Origin of the sequence: Streptomyces naganishii JCM 4654, from assembly GCF_014650575.1 — a bacterium.
Lineage (GTDB): Bacteria > Actinomycetota > Actinomycetes > Streptomycetales > Streptomycetaceae > Streptomyces > Streptomyces naganishii.
Genome location: NZ_BMVF01000021.1, coordinates 80,180 through 100,871, shown reverse-complemented (window position 1 = coordinate 100,871; position 20,692 = coordinate 80,180). Strand labels below are relative to the sequence as shown.

Below are 20,692 nucleotides of genomic sequence, written 5' to 3'. Positions count from 1 at the left end.
GACATGGGACGAGTCACGGAACGACGCAAGGTGATCCGCATCAGGGACGGGGCCGTCTCCTCCCGGCCGGACACCCTGGTGGCCGAGGAGCCGCTGGAGATCCGGCTCAACGGCAAGCCGCTCGCCATCACCATGCGCACCCCCGGCGACGACTTCGCGCTCGCCGCCGGGTTCCTCGTCAGCGAGGGCGTCCTGGCCGCCGCGTCCGACCTCCAGAACATCGTGTACTGCGCCGGGGCGACCGGTGGGGGCCCCTCCCTTCTCGAGGGAGGCCGGGAGCTCGGTGCGGGCTCCAACACGTACAACGTGGTGGACGTGCGGACCGCGCCGGGCGTGGCCGTCGCCGACATCACCCTGGAGCGGAACGTCTACACGACGTCGTCCTGCGGTCTGTGCGGCAAGGCGAGCCTGGACGCGGTCCGTACCACGGCCCGCTGGCCCATCTCCGACACGCCCCCGGTGCGCGTCGAGGCGGACCTGCTGGCCGGCCTGCCCGACCGGCTGCGCGCGGCCCAGCGGGTCTTCGACCGCACCGGCGGCCTGCACGCGGCCGCCCTGTTCTCCGAGGACGGCGAACTGCTCGACATACGGGAGGACGTGGGCCGGCACAACGCGGTCGACAAACTGGTCGGCCGCGCCCTGCAGAACGGCGAGCTGCCGCTGTCCCGAGCCGTCCTGCTGGTCTCGGGCCGCGCCTCCTTCGAGCTCGCCCAGAAGGCCGTGATGGCGGGCATCCCCGTACTGGCGGCGGTGTCGGCCCCCTCGTCCCTGGCCGTGGACCTGGCGGCGGAGACCGGCCTGACCCTGGTGGGGTTCCTGCGGGGGAACTCCATGAACGTGTACGCCGGCGAGCACCGCCTCGCCCTGCGGACCCCGGCGGCCCAGGGCACGGCCTAGGGGGGCCTAGGTGGCCGTGAAGCGCAGGGCTGCCGACCGGGTGACCGTGCCCAGGCGGGGGAAGTCCAGCCGTACCGATGCCTCGTGCTCGGGGGCGGTGAAGGCGGCCATCGCGTCCTCGGCGAAGATCAGGTCGTAGCCCAGGTCGGCGGCCGCGCGGGCGGTGGACTCCACGCCCAGGTTGGTGGCGATGCCGCCGAAGACCAGCGTGGTCACGCCCCGCTCCCGCAGGCGCTCGTCCAGGCCGGTGCCCTGGAAGCCGCCGATCGTGCGCTTGACGATCTCCAGGTCGCCCTCGTGGCGCAGACCGGCGGCCAGGGAGCTGCCCGGCGGCTGCTCGGCGACGCCGGGCCGTTCGACCCGGATCAGTACGACGGGGGCCCCGGCCGCCCGGAACCGGGTGGCGAGGTCCTCCGCCACGGCCAGGACGTCGGTGCCCTTGCGGGGCTCCAGGGGCAGGGCGACGATGCGGTCCATCAGGTCGACCAGGACGAGGGCGCTGCGCCGGGGATCGAGTGCGTCGGGTGCGGTCATGACGGAACGTTAGCCGCCATCACCCGTGCGTGCCGGAAATCCGGATCGAACAGGCCGTGAACGGGTCGCCGCGCACGCCCATGGACCCGGTGCCGGGCGGGCGCTAGCGTGCCTGGGCGTGCCCGGGGACGTGCGAGCGCGGCAGCGGACGGGGGCCGGGTGCGGGCTGCTGCTGGTCCTGGTTCTCGCGGCCGTGCTGCCCGGCTCGCTGCCCGGGGGGCGGCCAGGCGGGGGGTGCCGGGCGCTGACCGGCGGCCACTGGTCGGCCGACGCGGCGCTCACCGGCGCCTTCGCCCGTTACGGTGACGACTCCTCCCGCACCGACGACTGGACCGGGGGCGACGGGACCCACTCGGTGCGGCTGCCGGACGGGCGGGTGCTGTGGCTGTTCTCCGACACCTATCTGGGGCAGGTGCACGCGCCGCCGGGGCCCTCGGGCGAGTCCGCCGCCTGGCGGGACGCCTCGGCTCCGCTGGTGCGCAACTCGGCGGTCGTCATGGACGCCGATGGGAGGCTGGTCCGCACGCTCGCCGCGCCGCTCTTCCCGGATCCGGGGCCAGGGCAGTGGCGCTGGCCGGTCGCCGCCCGGGTGGAGCCCCGCTCCCCCGGCTCGGCCGAGAGCGTCGTACGGGTGCTGCTGTGGGTGCGTACGGCCGGTGCGCCGCCGTGGATCTACGGGGTGCCGTCGGCGACCGAGGTGGCCACGCTGTCGCTGCCCGGGCTGCGGCTGGAGTCCGTGGTGCCGGTGCTGGACCAGCGGCTCGTCCCCGACCCGGCGCGGCGGGTGCTGTTCGGGACGGCGCTGGTCGCGGCGGGCGAGTGGACGTACGTCTTCGGCGGGGACGACCGGCGGGCCGTCGGCCGGCCGGTGTCGTACGCCTACGCGGCCCGGGTGGAGCGGGGGCGGCTCGCCGATCCGGGGGCCTGGCGGTACTGGGACGGCTCGGCCTGGGTGGCCGGCGCCCGCTCGCTGCGGCCGGTGCTCGGGGACGGGCGGGCCAGAGGGGTGGGGAGCGCCTTCTCCGTGGTGCGCGACGGCGGGACCTACCTGCTGTTCACCATGGCCGGCGGGGCCAGGGGGCTGACCACCGTGACCTCGTACTGGGCGTGCTCCCCGACGGGGCCCTGGCACGGGCCGGGCGGGGACTTCGCGGTGCCGCTGCCGGGCGGGGCGGTGGCCGCGTACAACCCGCAGGTGCATCCCGCCCTCGGGGGCGGGGGGCGGCTGGTGCTGAGTTACGACGTCAACCGGCTGGACGCCGCGAACGTGCCGGCGGCTGTCAGCGGGGAGGTGTCGCTGTACCGGCCGCGTTTCGTGACGGTGCGGCCGGGGCCGCCGGGGTGACGTCCGGGGCGGGGTCGAGGTCGTGGGCGCGGCGCTTGGCGATCACCGCGCACACCATGAGCTGCATCTGGTGGAAGAGCATCAGCGGCAGCACGGCCAGCGAGGCGTGCGCGCCGAACAGGACGCTCGCCATCGGCAGTCCGGAGGCCAGGGACTTCTTGGAGCCGGCGAACTGGATGGCGATGCGGTCCTCGCGGCCGAAGCGCAGTGCCCGCGCGCCGTACCAGGTCAGCGCCAGCATCACGGCGAGCAGCGCGGCCTCCACCACGAGCAGTCCGCCGAGCCGTACGGCGCTGACCTGGTGCCAGATGCCGCGCACCATGCCCTCGCTGAAGGCGGTGTAGACGACGAGGAGGATGGAGCCCCGGTCGACCAGTCCGAGGACCTTCTTGTGGCGGGCGACGAAGCGGCCGATGAAGGGGCGCAGCACCTGCCCGGCGAGGAACGGCACGAGCAGCTGGAGCACGATCGTGACCAGCGAGTGCGCGGAGAAGCCGCCGCCGCTGCCGCCGAGCAGCGCGGCCGCGAGCAGCGGGGTGAGGACGATGCCGACGAGGGAGGAGAAGGAGCCGGCGCAGATCGCGGCGGGCACGTTCCCCCGGGCTATGGAGGTGAAGGCGATGGAGGACTGGATGGTGGAGGGGACCAGGGTGAGGAAGAGCAGGCCCTGGTAGAGGGGCTGGGTGAGCAGGACCGGGACCAGACCCCGGGCGGCCAGCCCCAGCAGCGGGAAGACGAGGAAGGTGCAGGCCAGGACGGTGCCGTGGAGCCGCCAGTGCCTGAGGCCGTCCAGCGCCTCGCGGGTGGAGAGCCGGGCGCCGTAGAGGAAGAACAGGAAGGCGATCGCGGCCGTCGAGGCACCGGAGACGACGTGGGCCGCCGTGCCGCGGGCGGGCAGGGCCGCGGCGAGGCCCACCGTCGCGAGCAGCAGCAGGACGTACGGGTCGATCGGCATCCGGCTCGGCCGGCGCAGGCGTTTCACGGTGCTCCACTCGCTCGTGGTCGTCGCGGTCACGGGTCCCCTGTCCATGGTCCTCCGGCACCCGTTGACCGGGAATCCGTCATACCGCGCTGACTGTCATCACGTTCCGCGATGGACGGCTAGGGTGAGGAGTGTGTACGACCCGGCGCAGTTGCGCACCTTCCTGGCCGTCGCGAGGACGCTCAGCTTCACGCGGGCGGCGCGGCTGCTCGGCGTGCGCCAGTCCACCGTCAGCCAGCACGTGCGCCGTCTGGAGGACGCCACCGGGCGGCTGCTGTTCTCGCGGGACACGCACTCGGTGGAGCTGACCGAGGACGGCGAGGCGATGCTGGGCTTCGCGCGCCGCATCCTGGAGGTGCACGAGCAGGCGAGCGCGTTCTTCACCGGCACGCGGGTGCGCGGCCGGCTGCGGTTCGGCGCGTCGGAGGACTTCGTGCTGACCCGGCTGCCGGAGATCCTGGAGGGCTTCCGCTACGAGCATCCCGAGGTCGACCTGGAGCTGACGGTGGAGCTGTCGGGCACGCTGCACGAGCAGCTGGCCGCGGGGAAGCTGGACCTGGTGCTGGCCAAGCGGCGCCCGCAGGATCCGGGCGGGGAGCCGGTGCGGAGCGACCGGCTGGTGTGGATCGGCGCCGAGCGGCTGCGCCTGGAGCCGGACCGTCCGGTGCCGCTGATCGTCTATCCGCCGCCGGGCATCACCAGGGCGCTCGCCTTCGAGGCGCTGGAGCGGCAGGGGCGGCCCTGGCGCGTGGTCTGCACCAGCGGCAGCCTCAACGGCCTGATCGCCGCCGCCCGGGCGGGCCTCGGCGTGATGGCGCACTCGCAGGGGCTGATCCCGCCGGGGCTCGTGCGGGTGCCGGAGCGGGCGGGTCTGCCGGAGCTGGGACGGGTCGACTTCGTGCTGGTGCACGGCCGGCACCGGCCCTCGGCGCAGCACGCGGCGGACGCGCTGGCGGCGGCCGTCCTGGCGGGCGGGGAGCGCCTGAACCGTCAGGACCTGGCGGCCCGCGCCGAGGGCGGCCCGGCGCGGCGGGCGCGGGCGTAGGTGAGCTGCTTGACGCGGCGCAGGTAGGGCGTCGCCTCGACGTGCTGCACGCCCTCCAGCGCCCCGAGCGGTCCGCTGAGGTAGCCGTACAGGTCCGCGGTGCTGCGGCTCACCGCGGTGACCATGATGTTCGACGGGCCGGCCGTGGCGGTCGCGTGGGCGATCTGGGGGTGGCGGGCGAGGGCCTGGCCGACGCGGTGCAGCGTGGCCGGGGCGGCGGTGATCCACAGAGCGGCGCTGACGCGGTGGCCGAAGATCTCGGGCGCGTACTCGACGTCGATGTAGATCGCCCCGGACGCCACCAGGGAGGACAGCCGGCGTTTGACGGCGGACTCCGCGCGGGACGGGTGGGGCAGTGACGGATTCCGGGGCCGGGACGCTGACGGAAGTGACCGTGGCGCGCCGCGGCTGACGTCGGCGGCCGACCGTGACGGGGGCCGGGCCGGGGGGGCGGAGGGCCGTGCTCGGGTCGTACAGATTCGGTGGAGAATCTCGCACCGAAACTTACGGAACCGTAAGGTTTCTGTCCGGCCCTACCCCTTGTGAGCGTATTTTTTGCCGTTGACCAGTGCTTATGTGAGCACTGCTCGCCTTCGGCCCCCCTCCCGCCCCGCGGCCCGGTGGGGTAGCTTTCACGGCGCTGTGCGGAGCGTCACAAGGACCGGGAGCGGGGTTTGCGCGAGTACACGAGCCCTCCGTTGACGTTGCCACCGCCGGTGGGCGGACTGGCCGACGTCGTCTTCCAGCATGCCCATGACGACCCGCTGCACATCGCGCTCGGCCGCAAGGACGAGGCCGGCGAATGGCGGGACGTGACCTCCGCCGAGTTCCGCGACGAGGTGCTCGCCCTGGCCAAGGGCCTGCTCGCGCAGGGCATCCGCTTCGGCGACCGGGTCGCGATCATGTCCCGTACGCGCTACGAGTGGACGCTGTTCGACTTCGCGCTGTGGACGATCGGCGCCCACGTGGTGCCGGTCTACCCCACCTCCTCGGCCGAGCAGTGCTTCTGGATGCTGTACGACGCCGAGGTGTCCGCGGCGGTCGTGGAGCACGAGGACCACGCCATGACGATCGCCACCGTCATCGACCGGCTGCCGCGGCTGCGCCGCCTGTGGCAGCTGGACTCCGGCTGCGTACGCGAGCTGTACGACGCCGGCGCGCACATCGACGACGACGTGGTGCACCGCCACCGCGAGGCCGTCACCCCCGACTCGGTGGCGACGATCATCTACACCTCCGGCACCACCGGCCGCCCCAAGGGCTGCGTCCTGTCGCACGGCAACTTCATGTACGAGGCGGACACCGTCATCGAGCGCTGGGAGCCGGTGTTCCACACCAAGCGCGGCGACGAGGCGGCCACCCTGCTGTTCCTGCCGCTCGCGCACGTCTTCGGGCGGATGGTGGAGGTGGCCGCGATCCGCGGCCGGGTCCGCTTCGGCCACCAGCCGCAGCTGAACGCCGCCGCCCTGCTGCCCGACCTCCAGGCGTTCAAGCCGACGTTCATCCTCGCCGTGCCGTACATCTTCGAGAAGGTGTTCAACGCGGCCCGCCGCAAGGCGGAGAAGGAGGGCAAGGACGGCCCCTTCGAGAAGGCCGTCGAGATCGCGGTGAAGTACGCGGACGCCGTCGAGGCCAAGGCGTGGGGCATCGGCCCCGGCCCCTCGGCCGCCCTGCGCGTGCAGCACCAGCTCTTCGACAAGCTCGTCTACGCCAAGGTGCGCGCCGCGATGGGCGGCAAGATCCGCAACGCCATGTCCGGCGGCTCGGCGATGGACCGCCGGCTCGGCCTGTTCTTCGCGGGCGCCGGGGTGCAGATCTACGAGGGCTACGGCCTGACCGAGTCCACGGCGGCCGCCACCGCCAACCCGCCCGAGCGGACCCGCTACGGCACGGTCGGCCAGCCGGTACCGGGCGTCACCGTGCACATCGCCGACGACGGCGAGGTCTGGCTGCGCGGCGGCAACGTCTTCCAGGGCTACCTCAACAACCAGAAGGCCACCGACCAGACCCTGCACGACGGCTGGCTGGCCACCGGCGACCTCGGCTCCCTCGACGAGGACGGCTACCTCACGATCACCGGCCGAAAGAAGGAGATCCTCGTGACCTCCGGCGGCAAGAGCGTGGCGCCCGGCCTGCTGGAGGAGCGGGTGCGCGACCACCCGCTGGTCTCCCAGTGCATCGTCGTCGGCAACGACCGCCCCTACGTGGCCGCCCTGGTCACCCTGGACCAGGAGGCCGTGGAGCACTGGCTCCAGATGCGCGGCAAGCCGCGGCTGACCCCGGCCCAGCTGGTGCGCGACGCCGACCTGGAGACCGAGGTGCGGCGCGCGGTGGTCGCCGCCAACACCCTCGTCTCGCAGGCCGAGTCCATCCGCACCTTCCGCATCCTCGCCCAGCCCTTCACCGAGGAGCACGGCCTGCTCACCCCGTCGCTGAAGCTGAAGCGCAAGGCCATCGAGAACGCCTACGCCAACGAGGTCGAGGCCCTGTACCAGGCCTGATTCCGCCGGTCAGGAATGCGCCGGGCCCCGTGATCGTTGACCATGGGCGTACCACCTGACGACAACCGAAGGATCAAGAGCTCGTGAGCAGCAAGGTCCCCCCGATCATCCTGAACAACGGCGTCGAGATGCCCCAGCTGGGCTTCGGCGTCTGGCAGGTGCCGGACGACGAGGCGGAGCGCGCCGTCGCCACCGCGCTTCAGGCCGGGTACCGCAGCATCGACACAGCGGCGATCTACGGCAACGAGGAGGGCACCGGGCGGGCCGTCGCGGCCTCCGGTCTGCCCCGCGAGGACGTGTTCGTCACCACCAAGCTCTGGAACGGCGACCACGGGTACGACGCCACCCTGCGCGCCTTCGACGCGTCGCTGGCCAAGCTCGGCCTGGACTACGTCGATCTGTACCTGATCCACTGGCCCATGCCGTCGAAGGGCGCCTACGCCGACAGCTACAAGGCGTTCGAGAAGCTGCTCGCGGACGGCCGGGCCCGGGCCATCGGCGTCTCCAACTTCCTTCCGGAGCACCTCGAGCGCCTCATCGAGGAGTCCTCGGTGATCCCGGCGGTCAACCAGATCGAGCTGCACCCGCACCTCCAGCAGCGCGCGGCCCGCGAGTTCCACGCGGAGCGGGGCATCGCCACCGAGGCGTGGTCGCCGCTCGGCCAGGGCAAGGGCCTGCTGGAGGTGCCGGCGATCGTGGCGATCGCACAGAAGCACGGCCGCACCCCGGCCCAGGTCGTGCTGCGCTGGCACGTCCAGCTCGGCAACATCGTGATCCCGAAGTCGGTGACGCCGTCCCGGATCAAGGAGAACATCGAGGTGTTCGACTTCAGCCTGGACGACGAGGACCTCGCGGCGATCAGCGCCCTCAACGAGGACCGCCGCCTGGGCCCCGACCCGGCGGCCTTCGAGGTCGTCTGACGGCACCGTCTCCGGCGACCGGCCCCCCGGGAGGGCGGGCCGGTCCGGTGGCGCGGCAGTGCCGCCGGACCGCCGATCACCGCGCCGGACGGCTCAGTTGGGCTGGCCCAGGGGGCGTACGACGATGGTGTTCACGTCGACGCCCTCTGGCTGTCCGATCGCCCAGACCACCGAGTCGGCGATCCGGTCGGAGGTCAGCAGCGGGCCGCTCGGCAGGCTGCCCATGCCGTCCCAGAACGGGGTCTCCACCCGGCCGGGCGCGACGAGGGTCACCCCCACGCCCCAGTCGGTGACCTGGCGGCGGGTGTTCTCGGCGAGGCCGGTGACCGCCCACTTGGTGGCCCCGTAGAGGTTGCCGGGCGTGTTCACGAACCCGGCCACGCTGCCGACCAGCACGATCCGCCCCCGCGACTGCTTCAGCGCGTCGATCGAGGCGCGGATGAGCAGCGCGGGCGCGAGCACGTTGGTCAGCACCATGTCGGTCCAGCCGGACGGGTCGCCCTCGGCCACCGTGTCGTGGGTGGCGAACCCGGCGTTGGCGACGACCGTGTCCAGCCGGCCGAACTCCTTGACCGTGCGGTCGACGGCCGAGCGGATACGGTCGTAGTCGGCCGCGTCGCCGGCGAGCGTCAGCAGGCCGTCCGGCTCGCCGAGTTCGGCGGCGAAGGCGCGCAGCCGCTCCTCGCCCCGGCCGCTGATGGCGACCCGGTGCCCCTTGTCCAGCAGCCGGCGGGCGACGGCCGCGCCGATGCCGCTGCCGCCGCCGGTGATGAGTGCGACCGGAGAGTCGGTCATGTCTGCCCCCTGTTGTCGATGACACGGGGGAGTTCATCAGTTGGAGAGCGCTCCAAGTCAAGCGGCGGCAGGCGGCGCCGGAACGGCAGGGCGGCCCGGGAGCGCGCTCAGCCGGTGCGGACGGCGGTGTGGACGGTGTGCGCCTTGAGCACGAACAGGTCGGCCCGGTGGTGCACGCTCGCCTCGTCGTCCGGGTCGAGGAGCCGGTCCAGGGCGGCCAGGTCGTCGGCGTCCAGACCGCTTTCCAGCGACTCGCGCGTCCGGGTCAGGGAGGCCACGACGTAGGCGCGGGCCCGGTCGGAGACCGGCGCGGGCAGGTCGAGGAGGAAGCTGCGGGTGCGGGCCGGCTTCAGCCCGGCGGCGGCCATCAGCGCCGGCCAGTCCTCGGTGACGGCGACCGAACCCGGGAGGTCCTCGCGCATCCGCGTGAACCAGTCGGCCTCCACCGCGTCGATCCGCGCCTGGAGACCGGGGCGGCCGAAGCCGATGTCCCTGGGCAGGAAGCGGGCCGGCAGCCCGCCCTCCAGCAGGGCGAGGGTGCCGCCGGGCGCGAGCCGCTCGGCGAACGCGGCCAGGGCGGCCCGCTGGTCGCCGAGGTGGTGCAGCGCGTTGCTCGCCCACAGCAGATCGGCCGGGTAGTCCAACTCGACGAGGACACCGGGAAGTTCACCGGTGACGGTGGTGAAGCGGTCGGTGATGCCGAGGCGCGCGGCTCGGGCGCGGGCCCGCTCCAGCAGCGGCTCGGAGCCGTCCACCGCGACGACCCGGGCGCCGGGGAAGGTCTCGGCGAACAGGCAGGCGACGACCCCGGGACCGCTGCCCGTGTCGACGATCAGGCCGGGCTCGGTCACCTCCTTCGCCAGCCAGGCCATGGCCCGCTCGTAGAGCGGGGCGAACAACTCCGCCTGCGACTCCAGCAGCGGTGCCATCACGGCCCAGTCGATGTCGGTGTGACCGTGGTGGTGGCCGTGGTCCTGGTGTCCGTGGTCCTCGTGTCCGTGCTGGTTCCCGGGCCCCTGGTGCCCGGGGTGCTCCTCGTGCTGATGCGCCATGGTGGTCAGCCTCTCCTCTCGGTACGGCCAGCGTGCGACGGCACACCGTGCGGCGGCCAGTCGCGTTGCCGGGACGGCAAAAAACCGGGTGCGTGATTCCCGGTCCGCGCCCCACCATGGGCCCATGGACGACACGCTGGTGGAACGCTTCCTCGAGGACGGGTTCGTCAGGATGGAGGGCGCCTTCCCACCGCGCGTCGCCGAGGACTGCGCACGCCTGCTGTGGCGGGAGACGGGGTACGACCCGGAGGACCCCGGCACCTGGAAGGAACCCGTGGTCCGGGTGGGCGGCATGGCCCAGGGCCCCTTCGCGGCCGCCGCCAACACCCCGGCGCTGCACGAGGCGTTCGACCTGCTGGTCGGCGCGGGCCGCTGGGAGCCGCGGTACTCGCTCGGCACCTTCCCGCTGCGCTTCCCGCACGAGCGGGACCCGGGCGACACGGGCTGGCACATCGAGGGCAGCTATCTGCCGGAGGGCGAGCAGTGGTACTTCACCAACCTGCGCTCGCGCGACCGCGCCCTGCTGATGCTGTTCCTGTTCTCCGAGGTCACCGAGGAGGACGCGCCGACCCGGATCCGGGTGGGCTCCCACCTGGACGTGCCGGCGCTGCTCGAACCGTACGGGGAGGCGGGCGTCAGCGGGCTGGAGATCGCGCCGCGCCTCGTCGAGGCCACGGCGCACCGACCGCTCGCCCACGCCACCGGCCGGCCGGGCGACGTGTACCTGTGCCACCCCTTCCTGGTGCACGCCGCCCAGCCGCACCGGGGCTCGCGGCCCCGCTTCATGGCGCAGCCGCCGCTGCACCCGGCGGCGCCCTGCGAGCTGGAGCGGGCGGACGGCGACTACTCGGCGGTGGAAGCGGCGATCCGCCGGGGCCTGACGGCCGGGCCGCGCTGACCCCGGCGGGCCACCCGTCACCCCACTACGACAGCGGCGGGTAGGCGTTGCGCATCAGCTGCTGGAACTGGGCGGAGAACCAGTGCCCGGACAGCGGGGCCCCCGGCAGCGCGCCGGACATGCTGTTGCCGTTGCGGGCGTTGCCCGTGTACGTCGGGTCGCACATGCGGTCGAAGCCCTTGCCCTCGTCGTTGGCGATCGCGCTGCTGGAGCCGTCGGACTCCCCCGGCGGCTTCATCCAGACGTAGGCGTCGATCCCGGCCGCGGGGCTCGTCTGCGGCCGCTCGCCGAGGCCGGCGCCGGACTGGTTGCACCAGTTGCCGATGTGGATGCGCCGGTCGTATCGGCCGCCGTCGACGTAGGTGTCCACGCTGGTCCTCGCGCCCGGTCCGGCGGGCCGGGCGGAGCCGCCCCAGCCGTTGCGGGAGGTGTCGATCAGCATGCCGATGCCCGAGTTGAAGCCGACCGAGACCAGCTTGGCGCGGAGGGCCTGGGCGTACGACAGCTCGTCCACGTAGCGGTTCCAGTCGACCCACTTCGACTGGCGCACCGAGGTGCCGTCGACGGTGTCGTCTACGGTGAAGTTGTTCTCCTTCAGGGCGCTGTAGTTGGCGGTGTTGGTGATGAAGCCGGCCACGTCGTCGACCGTGGCGCCCTCGCTCGTGGCGGCCTGCTTGAACAGGTCGGCGGAGGGGCCGAGGTTGTCGTCCCAGCCGAGCCAGCCGTGGTGCCCGGCGTCCACGTAGTTGTAGACGTTGGGGATTGCGCCGAGCTTGGCCAGCGCGTAACCGACGCCCTTCACGTAGTTGCCGTTGGCCTTCATCGTGTCGCAGGTGGCGGTGGCGGTGGCGCGGCTGCCGGTGTTGGTGACCAGGTTGGGCAGCGAGTCGATCTCGATGGTGGTGACGATGCGCAGCGAGGCGTACCGGGGGTCGGACAGGATCGCCGCGATCGGGTCGATGAACTGCGTCCTGTACTTGTCGATCTCGGTCGGGCCGAGTTCGCCGTTGGAGGCCAGGGCCGCGCAGTCGCGTCCCGGCAGGTCGTAGACGACCAGCTGGACGACCTCCTCGCCGCTGCCCTTCTGGGCGAGGGCCGCGTCGAGGTGGTCGCGCAGGCCCATGCCGCCGTTCACGCCGTCGATGGCGGCGATGCGGTCGAGCCAGACGCCGGTGGGCTGGCCGGAGACGCGGGTGCCGCCGGGTTCGGCGGCGGCCTTCGCGGACCACTCGGGGTTCACGTAGACCTTGGCGCCGGCGTAGGGGTTGTCGACGCGGCTGCCGGTGCCGCCGCCTCCGCCGCCGCCCGTGCCGCCGCCACCCCCGGTGCCCCCGTCGTCGGTGTTGCAGGTGACGCCGTCGAGGGTGAAGGTGGCGGGGACCGCGTTGGTGCCGCTGTAGGCGCCCTGGAAGCCGAAGCTCGCCGAACCGCCGGTGGCCAGTGTGCCGTTGTAGCTCTCGTTGGCGGCGGTGACGTCGGCCCCGCTCTGGGTGATCTTCGTGTTCCAGCCGCCCGTGACCTTCTGGTCGCCGGCGTAGGACCACTTCACCGACCAGGCCGACTTGGCGGCGCCGTTGTTGGTGACGGTGACGGCGGCCGTGAAGCCGGAGCCCCAGTCGTTCTGGATCCTGTAGTCGACGGTGCAGGGGACGGCGGTCGTGGCGGCGCCCGCGGGCGCGGCCACCAGGGCGGTCCCGGTGCCCCCGGCGACCAGCGCCAGGGCGGCGAGCATCGCTGTTCTGCTACGGCTCATGAGTGGGGGTTTCCTTCTTCCTGTCGGTGTTGCCCTTGGGGTGGGGTCAGCCGTTCAGGGCGCGCAGGTGATCGCGCAGCCCCGTTCCGTACGACGTGGGTGTGCCGTCGTAGGCGGAGATCAGGGAGGGGCCGGAGGTGCAGTCCCAGGTGTTCCAGGTCCAGCCGAGGTAGGACAGGCCCCGTTCGTCGAACCACTTCATGACCTGGTCGGTGAAGGAGTGGGCGCAGGTGTTCTCGCCCATCTCCCCGGCCACCAGCGGCACCTGGGCCGCCACCGGGGCGAGCGTGGAGTTCCAGCAGCCCTCGTTCGCGCAGGAGTTGAAGTTGTAGACGTGGTAGGCGGCGGCGACATTGCCCGCCGGGTCGGCCGGCCGGTGGGCGAGCCACTGGCTCAGGTCGTTGGAGTACGCCAGTCCCCCGGCCAGGAGCACATTCCTCGCGCCGGTCTGCCGTACGGCGTCGACCAGCTCCTGCATCCCGGCGACCCGGTAGCCGATGCCGGGGCAGGCGCCGCCGTCGCGCCAGCACTTCCAGGCGCCGGCCGCGTCGCCGGTCGCGCGGTCCGGGTAGGGCTCGTTGAACAGGTCGAGGACGACGGCCTGGTCGTCCTTGAAGACGCCGGCGGCCGAGGACCAGAACGACGGCGCGTACTGGGCGTCGGGCATCGGCTTCTGGCAGGTGGCGTGCACGTCGGAGCAGCCCGACGAGTTGCCGGTGTACTGGCCGTAGGTCCAGTGCAGGTCGATCACCGGTGTCATGCCGTGCGCCTCGACGCGGGCCACCAGGTTTCTGATCGCGCCGATGTAGTGGGCGCCCGCGTACTCGGGCTTGATGCCGGAAAGACCCAGCCAGCACTCCTCGTTGACGGGGATGCGGACGGCATTGGCCTTCCAGCCGGCGATGGCCGCGATCGCGGCGTCGTCGACGGGGCCGTCGAAGATGCCGTGGCCCTGGACGCACATGAACTCGGCGCCGGAGCGGTTCACGCCGAGCAGCCGGCGGGTCCGGCCGTCCGCGTCGACGAGTCTGTTGCCCGCCACGTGCAGGGCGGGCGCGGCGCCGCCGCCGGTGGGCGGCGGGTCGGTCGGGGGCGGGGTGGGCTCCGTGCCGGTGTCGCAGACGGTGCCGTTGAGCTTGAAGGAAGCCGGTGCCGTGTTGCCGCCGGACCAGGAGGCGAGGAAGCCGGCGTCGGCGCTCGCGCCGGTGCCGAGCGAGCCGTTCCAGCTCTCGTTCGCCGCGGTCACCGTCGTGCCGGACTGGGACCACTTGGCGTTCCAGCCCTGGGTGACCTCCTGACCGCCGGGCAGGTCGAAGGTGAGGGTCCAACTGCTCAGCGCTGCTTGGTTGTTGGTGATGTGCACGGCGCCCTGGAAGCCGGAGTCCCACTGGCCGGTGACGGAGTAGTCCACCGTGCAGGCGGGGGTGGCTCCGTGGGCGGTGACCACCGGCACGACGGCGCTTGCGAGGAGCGCGAGCGCGCCGGTGACGGCCGAGAGCAATGAACGCGGGGGGTGTCGCATGAGCGACTCCTTGCAGCTCTGGCGCGCCGTGGCGGACGCGCCGACTGATGGAATCGCTCCCACTGGTGCGAGTGAAGGTAGCGCTTGGTGACCGGGAAGGACAGGGGAGTCACCGACTTTCGCTGACTTTCCATCAACTTGCCCAGGTGGCAAGGGCGTCGAAGGTTTTCGCTGCGTCGAGGACTTGACCGGGTGGTTGCCCGTCCCCACTATGGGAGCGCTCCCACTGGTTCACGGCTTGTCGCTCCTCCCCCACGTCTCCGAGCCGCAAGGAGGAACCAGCACCATGGACCCCTCGCCATGGGCTCGTACGCGGAGCCGGTCGAACAGGTCCCCGCCACGGCTCCGCGTGCCGCACCGGGCGGATCCAGGCGGGAGCGGGATCCGCCCGGTCGCGTGCGCCCGGTCGCGTGCGCGCCGTCGCTTCAGGCGCCCGCCGGTGTGCGGAACGCCCGCAGGGTGAACACCGGGTCCGGGCGGGGGCGGTCCTGGTCGGGCAGGGCGGCCAGCCGGGCGGCGAAGTCCTCGGCGAGCGGGTCGCCGGGCGGCAGCGTCACGAACCAGCCGCGCCGCAGGTCGGCGATGGTGCGGCGGGGGCTGCGGCCCTGACCCCGGCCGCGGAAGCGGTCCCGGCCGGCCGGGACGAGCCCGGCCTCGGCGGCGTACGCGGCCACGGCGTCCTCGGCGTCCGGGACCGGGCTGCGCGGGCGGGAGGCCAGGACGGCGTCGATGTCGCTGCCGACGTTGTGGGAGGCGCCCTTGTCGACGGTGGTGACGTACACCCCGCCGGGGCGCAGCACGCGGGCGCACTCGGCGACGGTGGCGCGGGCGTCCCCGGCGCTCGGCGCGAGGTGCAGCAGCCAGACGCTGCTGACGGCGTCGAAGCGCGCGTCGGGGAAGGGCAGGCGGCGGCTGTCGGCGCGGACGACGGCGCCGGGCAGCCGGGCGGCGGCCCGCCGTGCCATCCCGGCCGACAGGTCCACGCCGGTCACCCGCAGGGCGGGGCGCAGGGCGGCGAGCCGGCGGGTGACGATGCCGGTTCCGCAGCCGACGTCCAGCAGGTCCCGGGTGCCCGGCGGCAGCAGGCCGAGGACCGCCCGGGCGGCGGCCTCCGCCCTGGGCTCGCCGCCGCGCGAGGCGTCGTAGCGTTCGGCTTCCTCGTCGTAGTCCAGCACGCCGCTCCCCCCGCCCGGGCCCGGCCGTGTCGTTCAGCCGGCCCCGTGGGCCGGGGCCAGCTCCTGCACGCGGCGGGCGAGCTCGAAGTCCTTTTCGGTCACTACGCTGCCGGCGCTGTGGGTGTTCACCGCGAGGGAGACGGTGTTGTAGCCGAGGGTGAGGTCGGAGTGGTGGTCCAGCTCGTCCTGGACGCGGGCGATGTGCACGACCATGGCGGCCGCCGCGAAGTGCGAGCCGAGCCGGAAGGAGCGGGTGAGACGGTCTCCGTCGACGCTCCAGCCGTGCAGTCCGGCCAGCCGGTCCTCGATCTCCTTCTGCGACAGCGGTTCGACGGGCATGGGGTCGCTCCCTTCCTGGGTACCGCCCGAGGGCGCGTCTTTCGTTCAGCGTGCCACAGGAAGGCCGTGGCGCACCTGGTCACGGGCCTGTGGGGGAACGGTTCGGCGGGCTCCGGGCGGCCTGGTGGCGTCCCGGTGGCGCCCCGTCCGCGCCCGTGTTCGACTACGGTCGTGCTCATGGCCAAGACCGCGACCCTCGACACCGTGCCCCCCGCTGTCCCCCTCGCGGCCCCTGCCGGCTCCGCGGGCCAGGGCGCCGGCCCGCTGCTGCGGGCCTGGCGGGAGCGGCGCAGGGTCAGCCAGTTGGAGCTGGCGCTGCGCGCCGGGTCCTCGGCCCGGCACATTAGCTTCGTCGAGACGGGCCGCTCCCGGCCCAGCGAGGAGATGGTGCTCCGCCTGGCCGAGCACCTGGACGTGCCCGTGCGGGAGCGCAACGCGCTGCTGCTGGCGGCCGGTTACGCCCCCCACTACCCCGAGACCCCGCTGGACGACCCGGCCCTGGGCGCCCTGCGCGAGGGCCTGGAGCGGCTGATCCAGGGCTACGAGCCCTATCCGGCGCTGGTGGTCGACGCGACGTACGACGTGGTGACCGCCAACCGGGGCATCACCATGCTGCTGGAGGGCGTCCCCGAGTCGCTGCTCGCGCCGCCGCTGAACGCGATGCGGCTGACCCTGCACCCCGAGGGCCTGGCGCCGCGCATCCGCAACCTGCCCGAGTGGCGCGGGCACCTGCTGGCCCAGATGGAACGGCAGATCGCGCTGCACCGCTCGCCGGAGCTCAGGAAGCTGTACGAGGAGGTGACCGCGTACCCGGTGCCGGACACCGGCGGGGAGCCGGCGGAACCGGTCGAGCCGGTGCCGTACTTCGCGCTGCCCATGCGGATCGAGCACGAGGGCCGGGTGCTGTCGTTCGTCTCCTCCATCTCCACCTTCAACACCCCGATGGACGTGACGGTGGCCGAACTGGCGATCGAGACGTTCCTGCCGGCCGACCCGGCGACCGTCAAGTACCTTCATTCGACGATGTCCTGATGGGGCCACGGCGGCGCATGACACACTGCTGACCGACGGCGTGCGCGCGGCTGGGGAGGCGTGGCATGAGTGAACGGCGGCCCGCGCCGACCGTGGGCCAGGTGGTGCTGGGCCGCAGGCTCCAGGAGCTGCGCGAGGAGGCCGGCCTCAGGCGCGAGGAGGCGGCGCAGGTGCTGCGGGTGGCCCCCGCGACCGTGCGCCGCATGGAGATGGCCGAGGTCGCGCTGAAGATCCCGTACGTGCAGGTGCTGCTGACCACCTACGGGGTGCCCGACGAGGAGGCCGCCGCGTTCGTGGCGCTGGCCGAGGAGGCCAACCAGCCGGGCTGGTGGCAGCGGTTCCACGACGTGCTGCCGGACTGGTTCAGCCTGTACGTCAGCCTGGAGGGCGCGGCCCGGCTGATCCGCTCCTACGAGCCGCACTTCGTGCCGGGGCTGCTGCAGACCGAGGGCTACGCCCGTGCGGTGATGGAGGCCGGGACGGTCGGTCAGGTCGGTCCCGAGGCGATCGAGCGGCACGTGTCGCTGCGCATGGCCCGGCAGAAGCTGCTGGAGCGGGCCGACGCCCCGCACCTGTGGGTCATCATCGAGGAGACCGTTCTGCGGCGGCCGGTGAGCGTCCACGGGCAGGTGATGCGCGAGCAGCTGGACAAGCTCCTCGAGTACACCGAGCGGGACCGGGTGACGGTGCAGGTGGCGGAGTTCAGCGACGGCCCCCACCCGGGGACGTACGCGCCGTTCTCGCTGTTCCGCTTCGCCGAACCGGAACTGCCCGACCTCGTCTACACCGAGTACCTGACCGGCGCCCTGTACCTGGACTCCCGCGAGGAGGTCTCCACCCACCTGGAGGTCCTCGACCACATGACGGCGCGCGCCGCGTCCGCCGAACGCACCCGCAAGCTGCTCCGGGAGTGCCGCGAGAACTACTGAGCGCCCGCACGCGTCACCAAGAGCAGTTCACCGAACAGTTCGTCCCCCTGCCACCGACGCCCCGACCAAGCCGAGGAGCAATCACCGCGATGACCGGATCCGACGCCGCGCGCGCCCGTATCGACACCAGCCGACCGCACCCGGCCCGGGTGTACGACTGGTGGCTGGGCGGCAAGGACAACTACCCGGTGGACGAGGAGCTGGCCCGCCGGATCCTCGCCGTGGACGACACCGCCGTGCGCGGGGCCCGCGCCAACCGCCGGTTCATGCACCGGGCGGTGCGGACGGCCGCGCAGGCGGGGGTGCGGCAGTTCCTCGACATCGGCACCGGCATCCCCACCGAGCCGAACCTGCACCAGGTGGCCCAGCAGGTGGCCCCGGAGTCGAGGGTGGTGTACGCCGACAACGACCCGATCGTGCTGCGGCACGCCGAGGCGCTGCTGCGCGGCTCCGCCGAGGGCAGCACGCAGTACGTGCACGCCGACGTCCGCGAGCCGGACACCATCCTGTGCAGGGCCGCCGAGTCGCTGGACTTCTCCCGGCCCGTCTGCCTGTCGCTGGTCGCGCTGACGCACTACCTCGGCGACGAGGCCGACGGCGACGACGTGCACGGGGTGCTGCGGCGGTACGTCGACGCGCTCGCCCCCGGCAGCCACCTGGTCCTGTCCCAGGTGACGCCGGACCTGAACCCGGAGGCGGTGGAGAAGGCCGCCGCGCTGTTCCGGCGGAACGGCACGCCCTTCTTCCCGCGCTCGCTGGCCGAGTTCGCGCGGTTGTTCCAGGGGCTGCGGCTGCTGGGGCCCGGGATCATCCCGGTGACCGGGTGGCGGCCCGAGCCGGTCGACGTGGCCGCCCAGGAGGAGGGCATCGTGCCCGTGTACGCGGGGGTGGCCGTCAAGCCGTGAGGGCGGCCCGGGTCCGCTCCCGCGGAGCGCGACCCGGGCCGGTCGCGGGTGCGACGCGGGTCGCGCGGGTCAGGCGGCGCCGGCCCCGCCCTTGGTGTCGCGTTCGTCGTCGACGATCTCCGCGTCCACCACGCCCTCGTCGTCGCGTTCGTGCCCGTGCCCCTGCTCGTGCTCGTGCGGGGCGCCGCCCTGCCCGGCGCCCCCCTCCTGGGCCTGCTGGGCCTGGGCGTACATGGCCTGGCCCATCTTCTGGCTGACGGAGGCCAGCTTCTCCACCCCGGTGCGCAGCGCGGCGGTGTCGGCGTTCTGCTCCAGCAGGGTCTTGACCTCGGCGGTGGCCTCCTCGACCTCCGTCCTGGTCTCGGCGGGGATGCGGTCGGTGTTGTCCTGGAGGAACCGCTCGGTCTGGTAGACGAGTTGTTCGGCCTGGTTGCGGGTCTCGGCGGCCTCGCGGCGCTTGCGGTCCTCCTCCGCGTACTGCTCGGCCTCCCGCATCATGCGGTCGATGTCGTCCTTGGGCAGCGCCGAGCCGCCGGTCACGGTCATCTTCTGCTCGCGGCCGGTGGCGAGGTCCTTGGCGGAGACGTGCATGATGCCGTTGGCGTCGATGTCGAAGGCGACCTCGATCTGCGGCACCCCGCGCGGGGCGGGCGGCAGCCCGGTGAGGTCGAAGACGCCGAGCTTCTTGTTGTACGCGGCGATCTCGCGTTCGCCCTGGTAGACCTGGATGCCGACCGAGGGCTGGTTGTCGGCGGCGGTGGTGAAGATCTCCGAACGCCGGGTGGGGATCGTGGTGTTGCGCTCGATCAGCTTGGTCATGATGCCGCCCTTGGTCTCGATGCCGAGGGACAGCGGGGTGACGTCGAGGAGGAGCACGTCCTTGACGTCGCCGCGGATCACGCCCGCCTGGAGCGCGGCGCCCACGGCCACCACCTCGTCGGGGTTGACGCCCTTGTGCGGGTCCTTGCCGGTCAGCTCGCGCACCAGGTCGGTGACGGCGGGCATCCGGGTGGAGCCGCCGACCAGGATGACGTGGTCGATGGCGGACAGCTTGACGCCCGCGTCCCTGACCGCCTGGTGGAACGGCGTCTTGCAGCGGTCGAGCAGGTCGGCGGTCAGCTCCTGGAACTGGGCCCGCGTCAGCTTCTCCTCCAGGTGCAGCGGGCCCTCGGCGGAGGCGGTGATGTAGGGCAGGTTGATGGTCGTCTCGGAGGAGGAGGACAGCTCGATCTTCGCCTTCTCGGCGCCCTCGCGCAGCCGTTGCAGCGCCATCTTGTCCTGGCCGAGGTCCACGCCGTACTGACCCTTGAACCGCTTGACGAGGTGCTCGACGATCCGCTGGTCCCAGTCGTCGCCGCCGAGGTGGGTGTCGCCGTTGGTGGCCTTTACCTCGATGACTCCGTCGCCGATCTCCAGCAGGGACACGTCGAAGGTGCCGCCGCCGAGGTCGAAGACCAGCACGGTCTGCTCCTCGCCCCGGTCGAGGCCGTAGGCGAGGGCGGCGGCCGTGGGCTCGTTGATGATCCTCAGCACCTTCAGGCCGGCGATCTCCCCGGCCTCCTTGGTGGCCTGGCGCTGGGCGTCGTCGAAGTAGGCGGGCACGGTGATCACCGCGTCGGTGACGTCCTCGCCGAGGTAGGCCTCCGCGTCCCGCTTGAGCTTCTGCAGCACGCGCGCGGACAGCTCCTGGGCCCGGTAGCGGGTGCCGTCCACGGAGCCCTGCTCGGGGAAGCGCCAGTGCGCGTCGCCCATGTGGCGCTTGACGGAGCGGGCGGTGCGCTCCACGTTCGTCACGGCCTGCCGCTTGGCGACCTCGCCGACCAGCACCTCGCCGCTCTTGGCGAACGCCACGACCGACGGTGTGGTCCGCGCGCCCTCCGCGTTGGCGACGACGGTCGGCTCACCGCCCTCCAGCACGGCCACCACCGAGTTCGTCGTTCCAAGATCGATCCCGACCGCACGTGCCATTTTCCGTCCCCTTCCGCGAGGGCACCTGCCACACTTCCAGTCTTCCCGTCTTCCAGGCTTCCAGCACAAAACTTGAGTGGGCCGATGTCAATGCCGCCTA

19 protein-coding genes are annotated in these 20,692 nt (G+C 72.8%); 9 read left to right on the top strand and 10 right to left on the bottom strand.

Going from position 1 to position 20,692, the window contains the following annotated elements; translation table 11 throughout:
* Window positions 1-3: 3 nt before the first annotated feature.
* Window positions 4-897 carry a formate dehydrogenase accessory sulfurtransferase FdhD gene (fdhD, locus tag IE217_RS29365; RefSeq protein ID WP_190180978.1) on the top strand — a complete coding sequence of 298 codons (894 nt, stop codon included), beginning with the start codon at window positions 4-6 and terminating at the stop codon, window positions 895-897.
* Window positions 898-903: 6 nt separating this feature from the next.
* Here fdhD and IE217_RS29360 read toward each other — a convergent pair whose 3' ends face one another.
* A complete protein-coding gene (locus IE217_RS29360; RefSeq protein ID WP_190180977.1) occupies window positions 904-1,431 on the bottom strand; it encodes an isochorismatase family protein in 528 nt (175 codons plus the stop codon).
* A gap of 118 nt (window positions 1,432-1,549) precedes the next feature.
* Between IE217_RS29360 and IE217_RS29355 the strand changes: the two genes are divergently transcribed.
* Complete coding sequence (locus IE217_RS29355) at window positions 1,550-2,776, top strand: DUF5005 domain-containing protein (RefSeq protein WP_190180976.1); 1,227 nt, start codon at window positions 1,550-1,552, stop codon at window positions 2,774-2,776.
* Here the strand turns inward: IE217_RS29355 and IE217_RS29350 are convergent.
* Window positions 2,712-3,731: a bile acid:sodium symporter family protein gene (locus IE217_RS29350; RefSeq protein WP_190180997.1), complete on the bottom strand. Its 1,020-nt coding sequence runs from the start codon at window positions 3,729-3,731 to the stop codon at window positions 2,712-2,714. The two genes, IE217_RS29355 and IE217_RS29350, sit on opposite strands and share 65 nt — an antisense overlap.
* Window positions 3,732-3,891: 160 nt before the next feature.
* Here IE217_RS29350 and IE217_RS29345 point away from each other — a divergent pair, with 160 nt between their 5' ends.
* Window positions 3,892-4,803 carry a LysR substrate-binding domain-containing protein gene (locus IE217_RS29345; RefSeq protein ID WP_190180975.1) on the top strand — a complete coding sequence of 304 codons (912 nt, stop codon included), beginning with the start codon at window positions 3,892-3,894 and terminating at the stop codon, window positions 4,801-4,803.
* On the opposite strand, the gene IE217_RS29340 is transcribed toward IE217_RS29345, so the two are convergent.
* Window positions 4,749-5,105: an Lrp/AsnC ligand binding domain-containing protein gene (locus IE217_RS29340; protein WP_373298156.1), complete on the bottom strand. Its 357-nt coding sequence runs from the start codon at window positions 5,103-5,105 to the stop codon at window positions 4,749-4,751. The genes IE217_RS29345 and IE217_RS29340 overlap by 55 nt on opposite strands.
* Window positions 5,106-5,477: 372 nt before the next feature.
* Between IE217_RS29340 and IE217_RS29335 the strand changes: the two genes are divergently transcribed.
* Together IE217_RS29335 and IE217_RS29330 are read left to right on the top strand one after the other, a co-directional pair.
* Window positions 5,478-7,304, top strand: coding sequence for an AMP-dependent synthetase/ligase (locus IE217_RS29335; protein ID WP_190180974.1), 1,827 nt, complete (start codon window positions 5,478-5,480; stop codon window positions 7,302-7,304).
* 83 nt (window positions 7,305-7,387) lie between these two features.
* Window positions 7,388-8,224, top strand: coding sequence for an aldo/keto reductase (locus IE217_RS29330; protein WP_308432783.1), 837 nt, complete (start codon window positions 7,388-7,390; stop codon window positions 8,222-8,224).
* 93 nt (window positions 8,225-8,317) lie between these two features.
* Here IE217_RS29330 and IE217_RS29325 read toward each other — a convergent pair whose 3' ends face one another.
* Both IE217_RS29325 and IE217_RS29320 read right to left on the bottom strand, forming a co-directional pair.
* Window positions 8,318-9,019 (bottom strand): SDR family oxidoreductase, encoded by a 702-nt coding sequence (locus tag IE217_RS29325; protein WP_190180973.1) that lies wholly within the window; start codon window positions 9,017-9,019, stop codon window positions 8,318-8,320.
* A gap of 107 nt (window positions 9,020-9,126) precedes the next feature.
* Window positions 9,127-10,071 carry a class I SAM-dependent methyltransferase gene (locus IE217_RS29320; protein ID WP_190180972.1) on the bottom strand — a complete coding sequence of 315 codons (945 nt, stop codon included), beginning with the start codon at window positions 10,069-10,071 and terminating at the stop codon, window positions 9,127-9,129.
* Between the two features lie 124 nt (window positions 10,072-10,195).
* On the opposite strand from IE217_RS29320, the gene IE217_RS29315 reads away from it, so the two are divergent.
* Window positions 10,196-10,969 (top strand): phytanoyl-CoA dioxygenase family protein, encoded by a 774-nt coding sequence (locus tag IE217_RS29315; protein ID WP_190180971.1) that lies wholly within the window; start codon window positions 10,196-10,198, stop codon window positions 10,967-10,969.
* Between the two features lie 25 nt (window positions 10,970-10,994).
* Here IE217_RS29315 and IE217_RS29310 read toward each other — a convergent pair whose 3' ends face one another.
* From IE217_RS29310 to IE217_RS29295, 4 genes are all read right to left on the bottom strand, one after another.
* Window positions 10,995-12,722 carry a glycoside hydrolase family 6 protein gene (locus tag IE217_RS29310; protein ID WP_190180970.1) on the bottom strand — a complete coding sequence of 576 codons (1,728 nt, stop codon included), beginning with the start codon at window positions 12,720-12,722 and terminating at the stop codon, window positions 10,995-10,997.
* A gap of 46 nt (window positions 12,723-12,768) precedes the next feature.
* Window positions 12,769-14,244 (bottom strand): cellulose binding domain-containing protein, encoded by a 1,476-nt coding sequence (locus tag IE217_RS29305; RefSeq protein ID WP_190180969.1) that lies wholly within the window; start codon window positions 14,242-14,244, stop codon window positions 12,769-12,771.
* Window positions 14,245-14,669: 425 nt separating this feature from the next.
* Window positions 14,670-15,419 carry a class I SAM-dependent methyltransferase gene (locus IE217_RS29300; RefSeq protein ID WP_190180968.1) on the bottom strand — a complete coding sequence of 250 codons (750 nt, stop codon included), beginning with the start codon at window positions 15,417-15,419 and terminating at the stop codon, window positions 14,670-14,672.
* 33 nt (window positions 15,420-15,452) lie between these two features.
* Window positions 15,453-15,758, bottom strand: coding sequence for a 4a-hydroxytetrahydrobiopterin dehydratase (locus tag IE217_RS29295; RefSeq protein WP_190180967.1), 306 nt, complete (start codon window positions 15,756-15,758; stop codon window positions 15,453-15,455).
* Between the two features lie 177 nt (window positions 15,759-15,935).
* Between IE217_RS29295 and IE217_RS29290 the strand changes: the two genes are divergently transcribed.
* From IE217_RS29290 to IE217_RS29280, 3 genes are all read left to right on the top strand, one after another.
* Window positions 15,936-16,790, top strand: a complete 855-nt coding sequence (locus tag IE217_RS29290) for a helix-turn-helix domain-containing protein (RefSeq protein WP_229865681.1) — start codon at window positions 15,936-15,938, stop codon at window positions 16,788-16,790.
* Window positions 16,791-16,855: 65 nt separating this feature from the next.
* Complete coding sequence (locus tag IE217_RS29285) at window positions 16,856-17,719, top strand: Sco1979 family transcriptional regulator (RefSeq protein WP_190180966.1); 864 nt, start codon at window positions 16,856-16,858, stop codon at window positions 17,717-17,719.
* An 89-nt stretch (window positions 17,720-17,808) separates the two neighbouring features.
* Entirely contained in the window at window positions 17,809-18,624 is an 816-nt protein-coding gene (locus IE217_RS29280; RefSeq protein ID WP_190180965.1) for an SAM-dependent methyltransferase, read from the top strand.
* Window positions 18,625-18,693: 69 nt separating this feature from the next.
* On the opposite strand, the gene dnaK is transcribed toward IE217_RS29280, so the two are convergent.
* Window positions 18,694-20,592: a molecular chaperone DnaK gene (gene dnaK / locus IE217_RS29275; protein WP_190180964.1), complete on the bottom strand. Its 1,899-nt coding sequence runs from the start codon at window positions 20,590-20,592 to the stop codon at window positions 18,694-18,696.
* Between the last annotated feature and the right edge of the window lie 100 nt (window positions 20,593-20,692).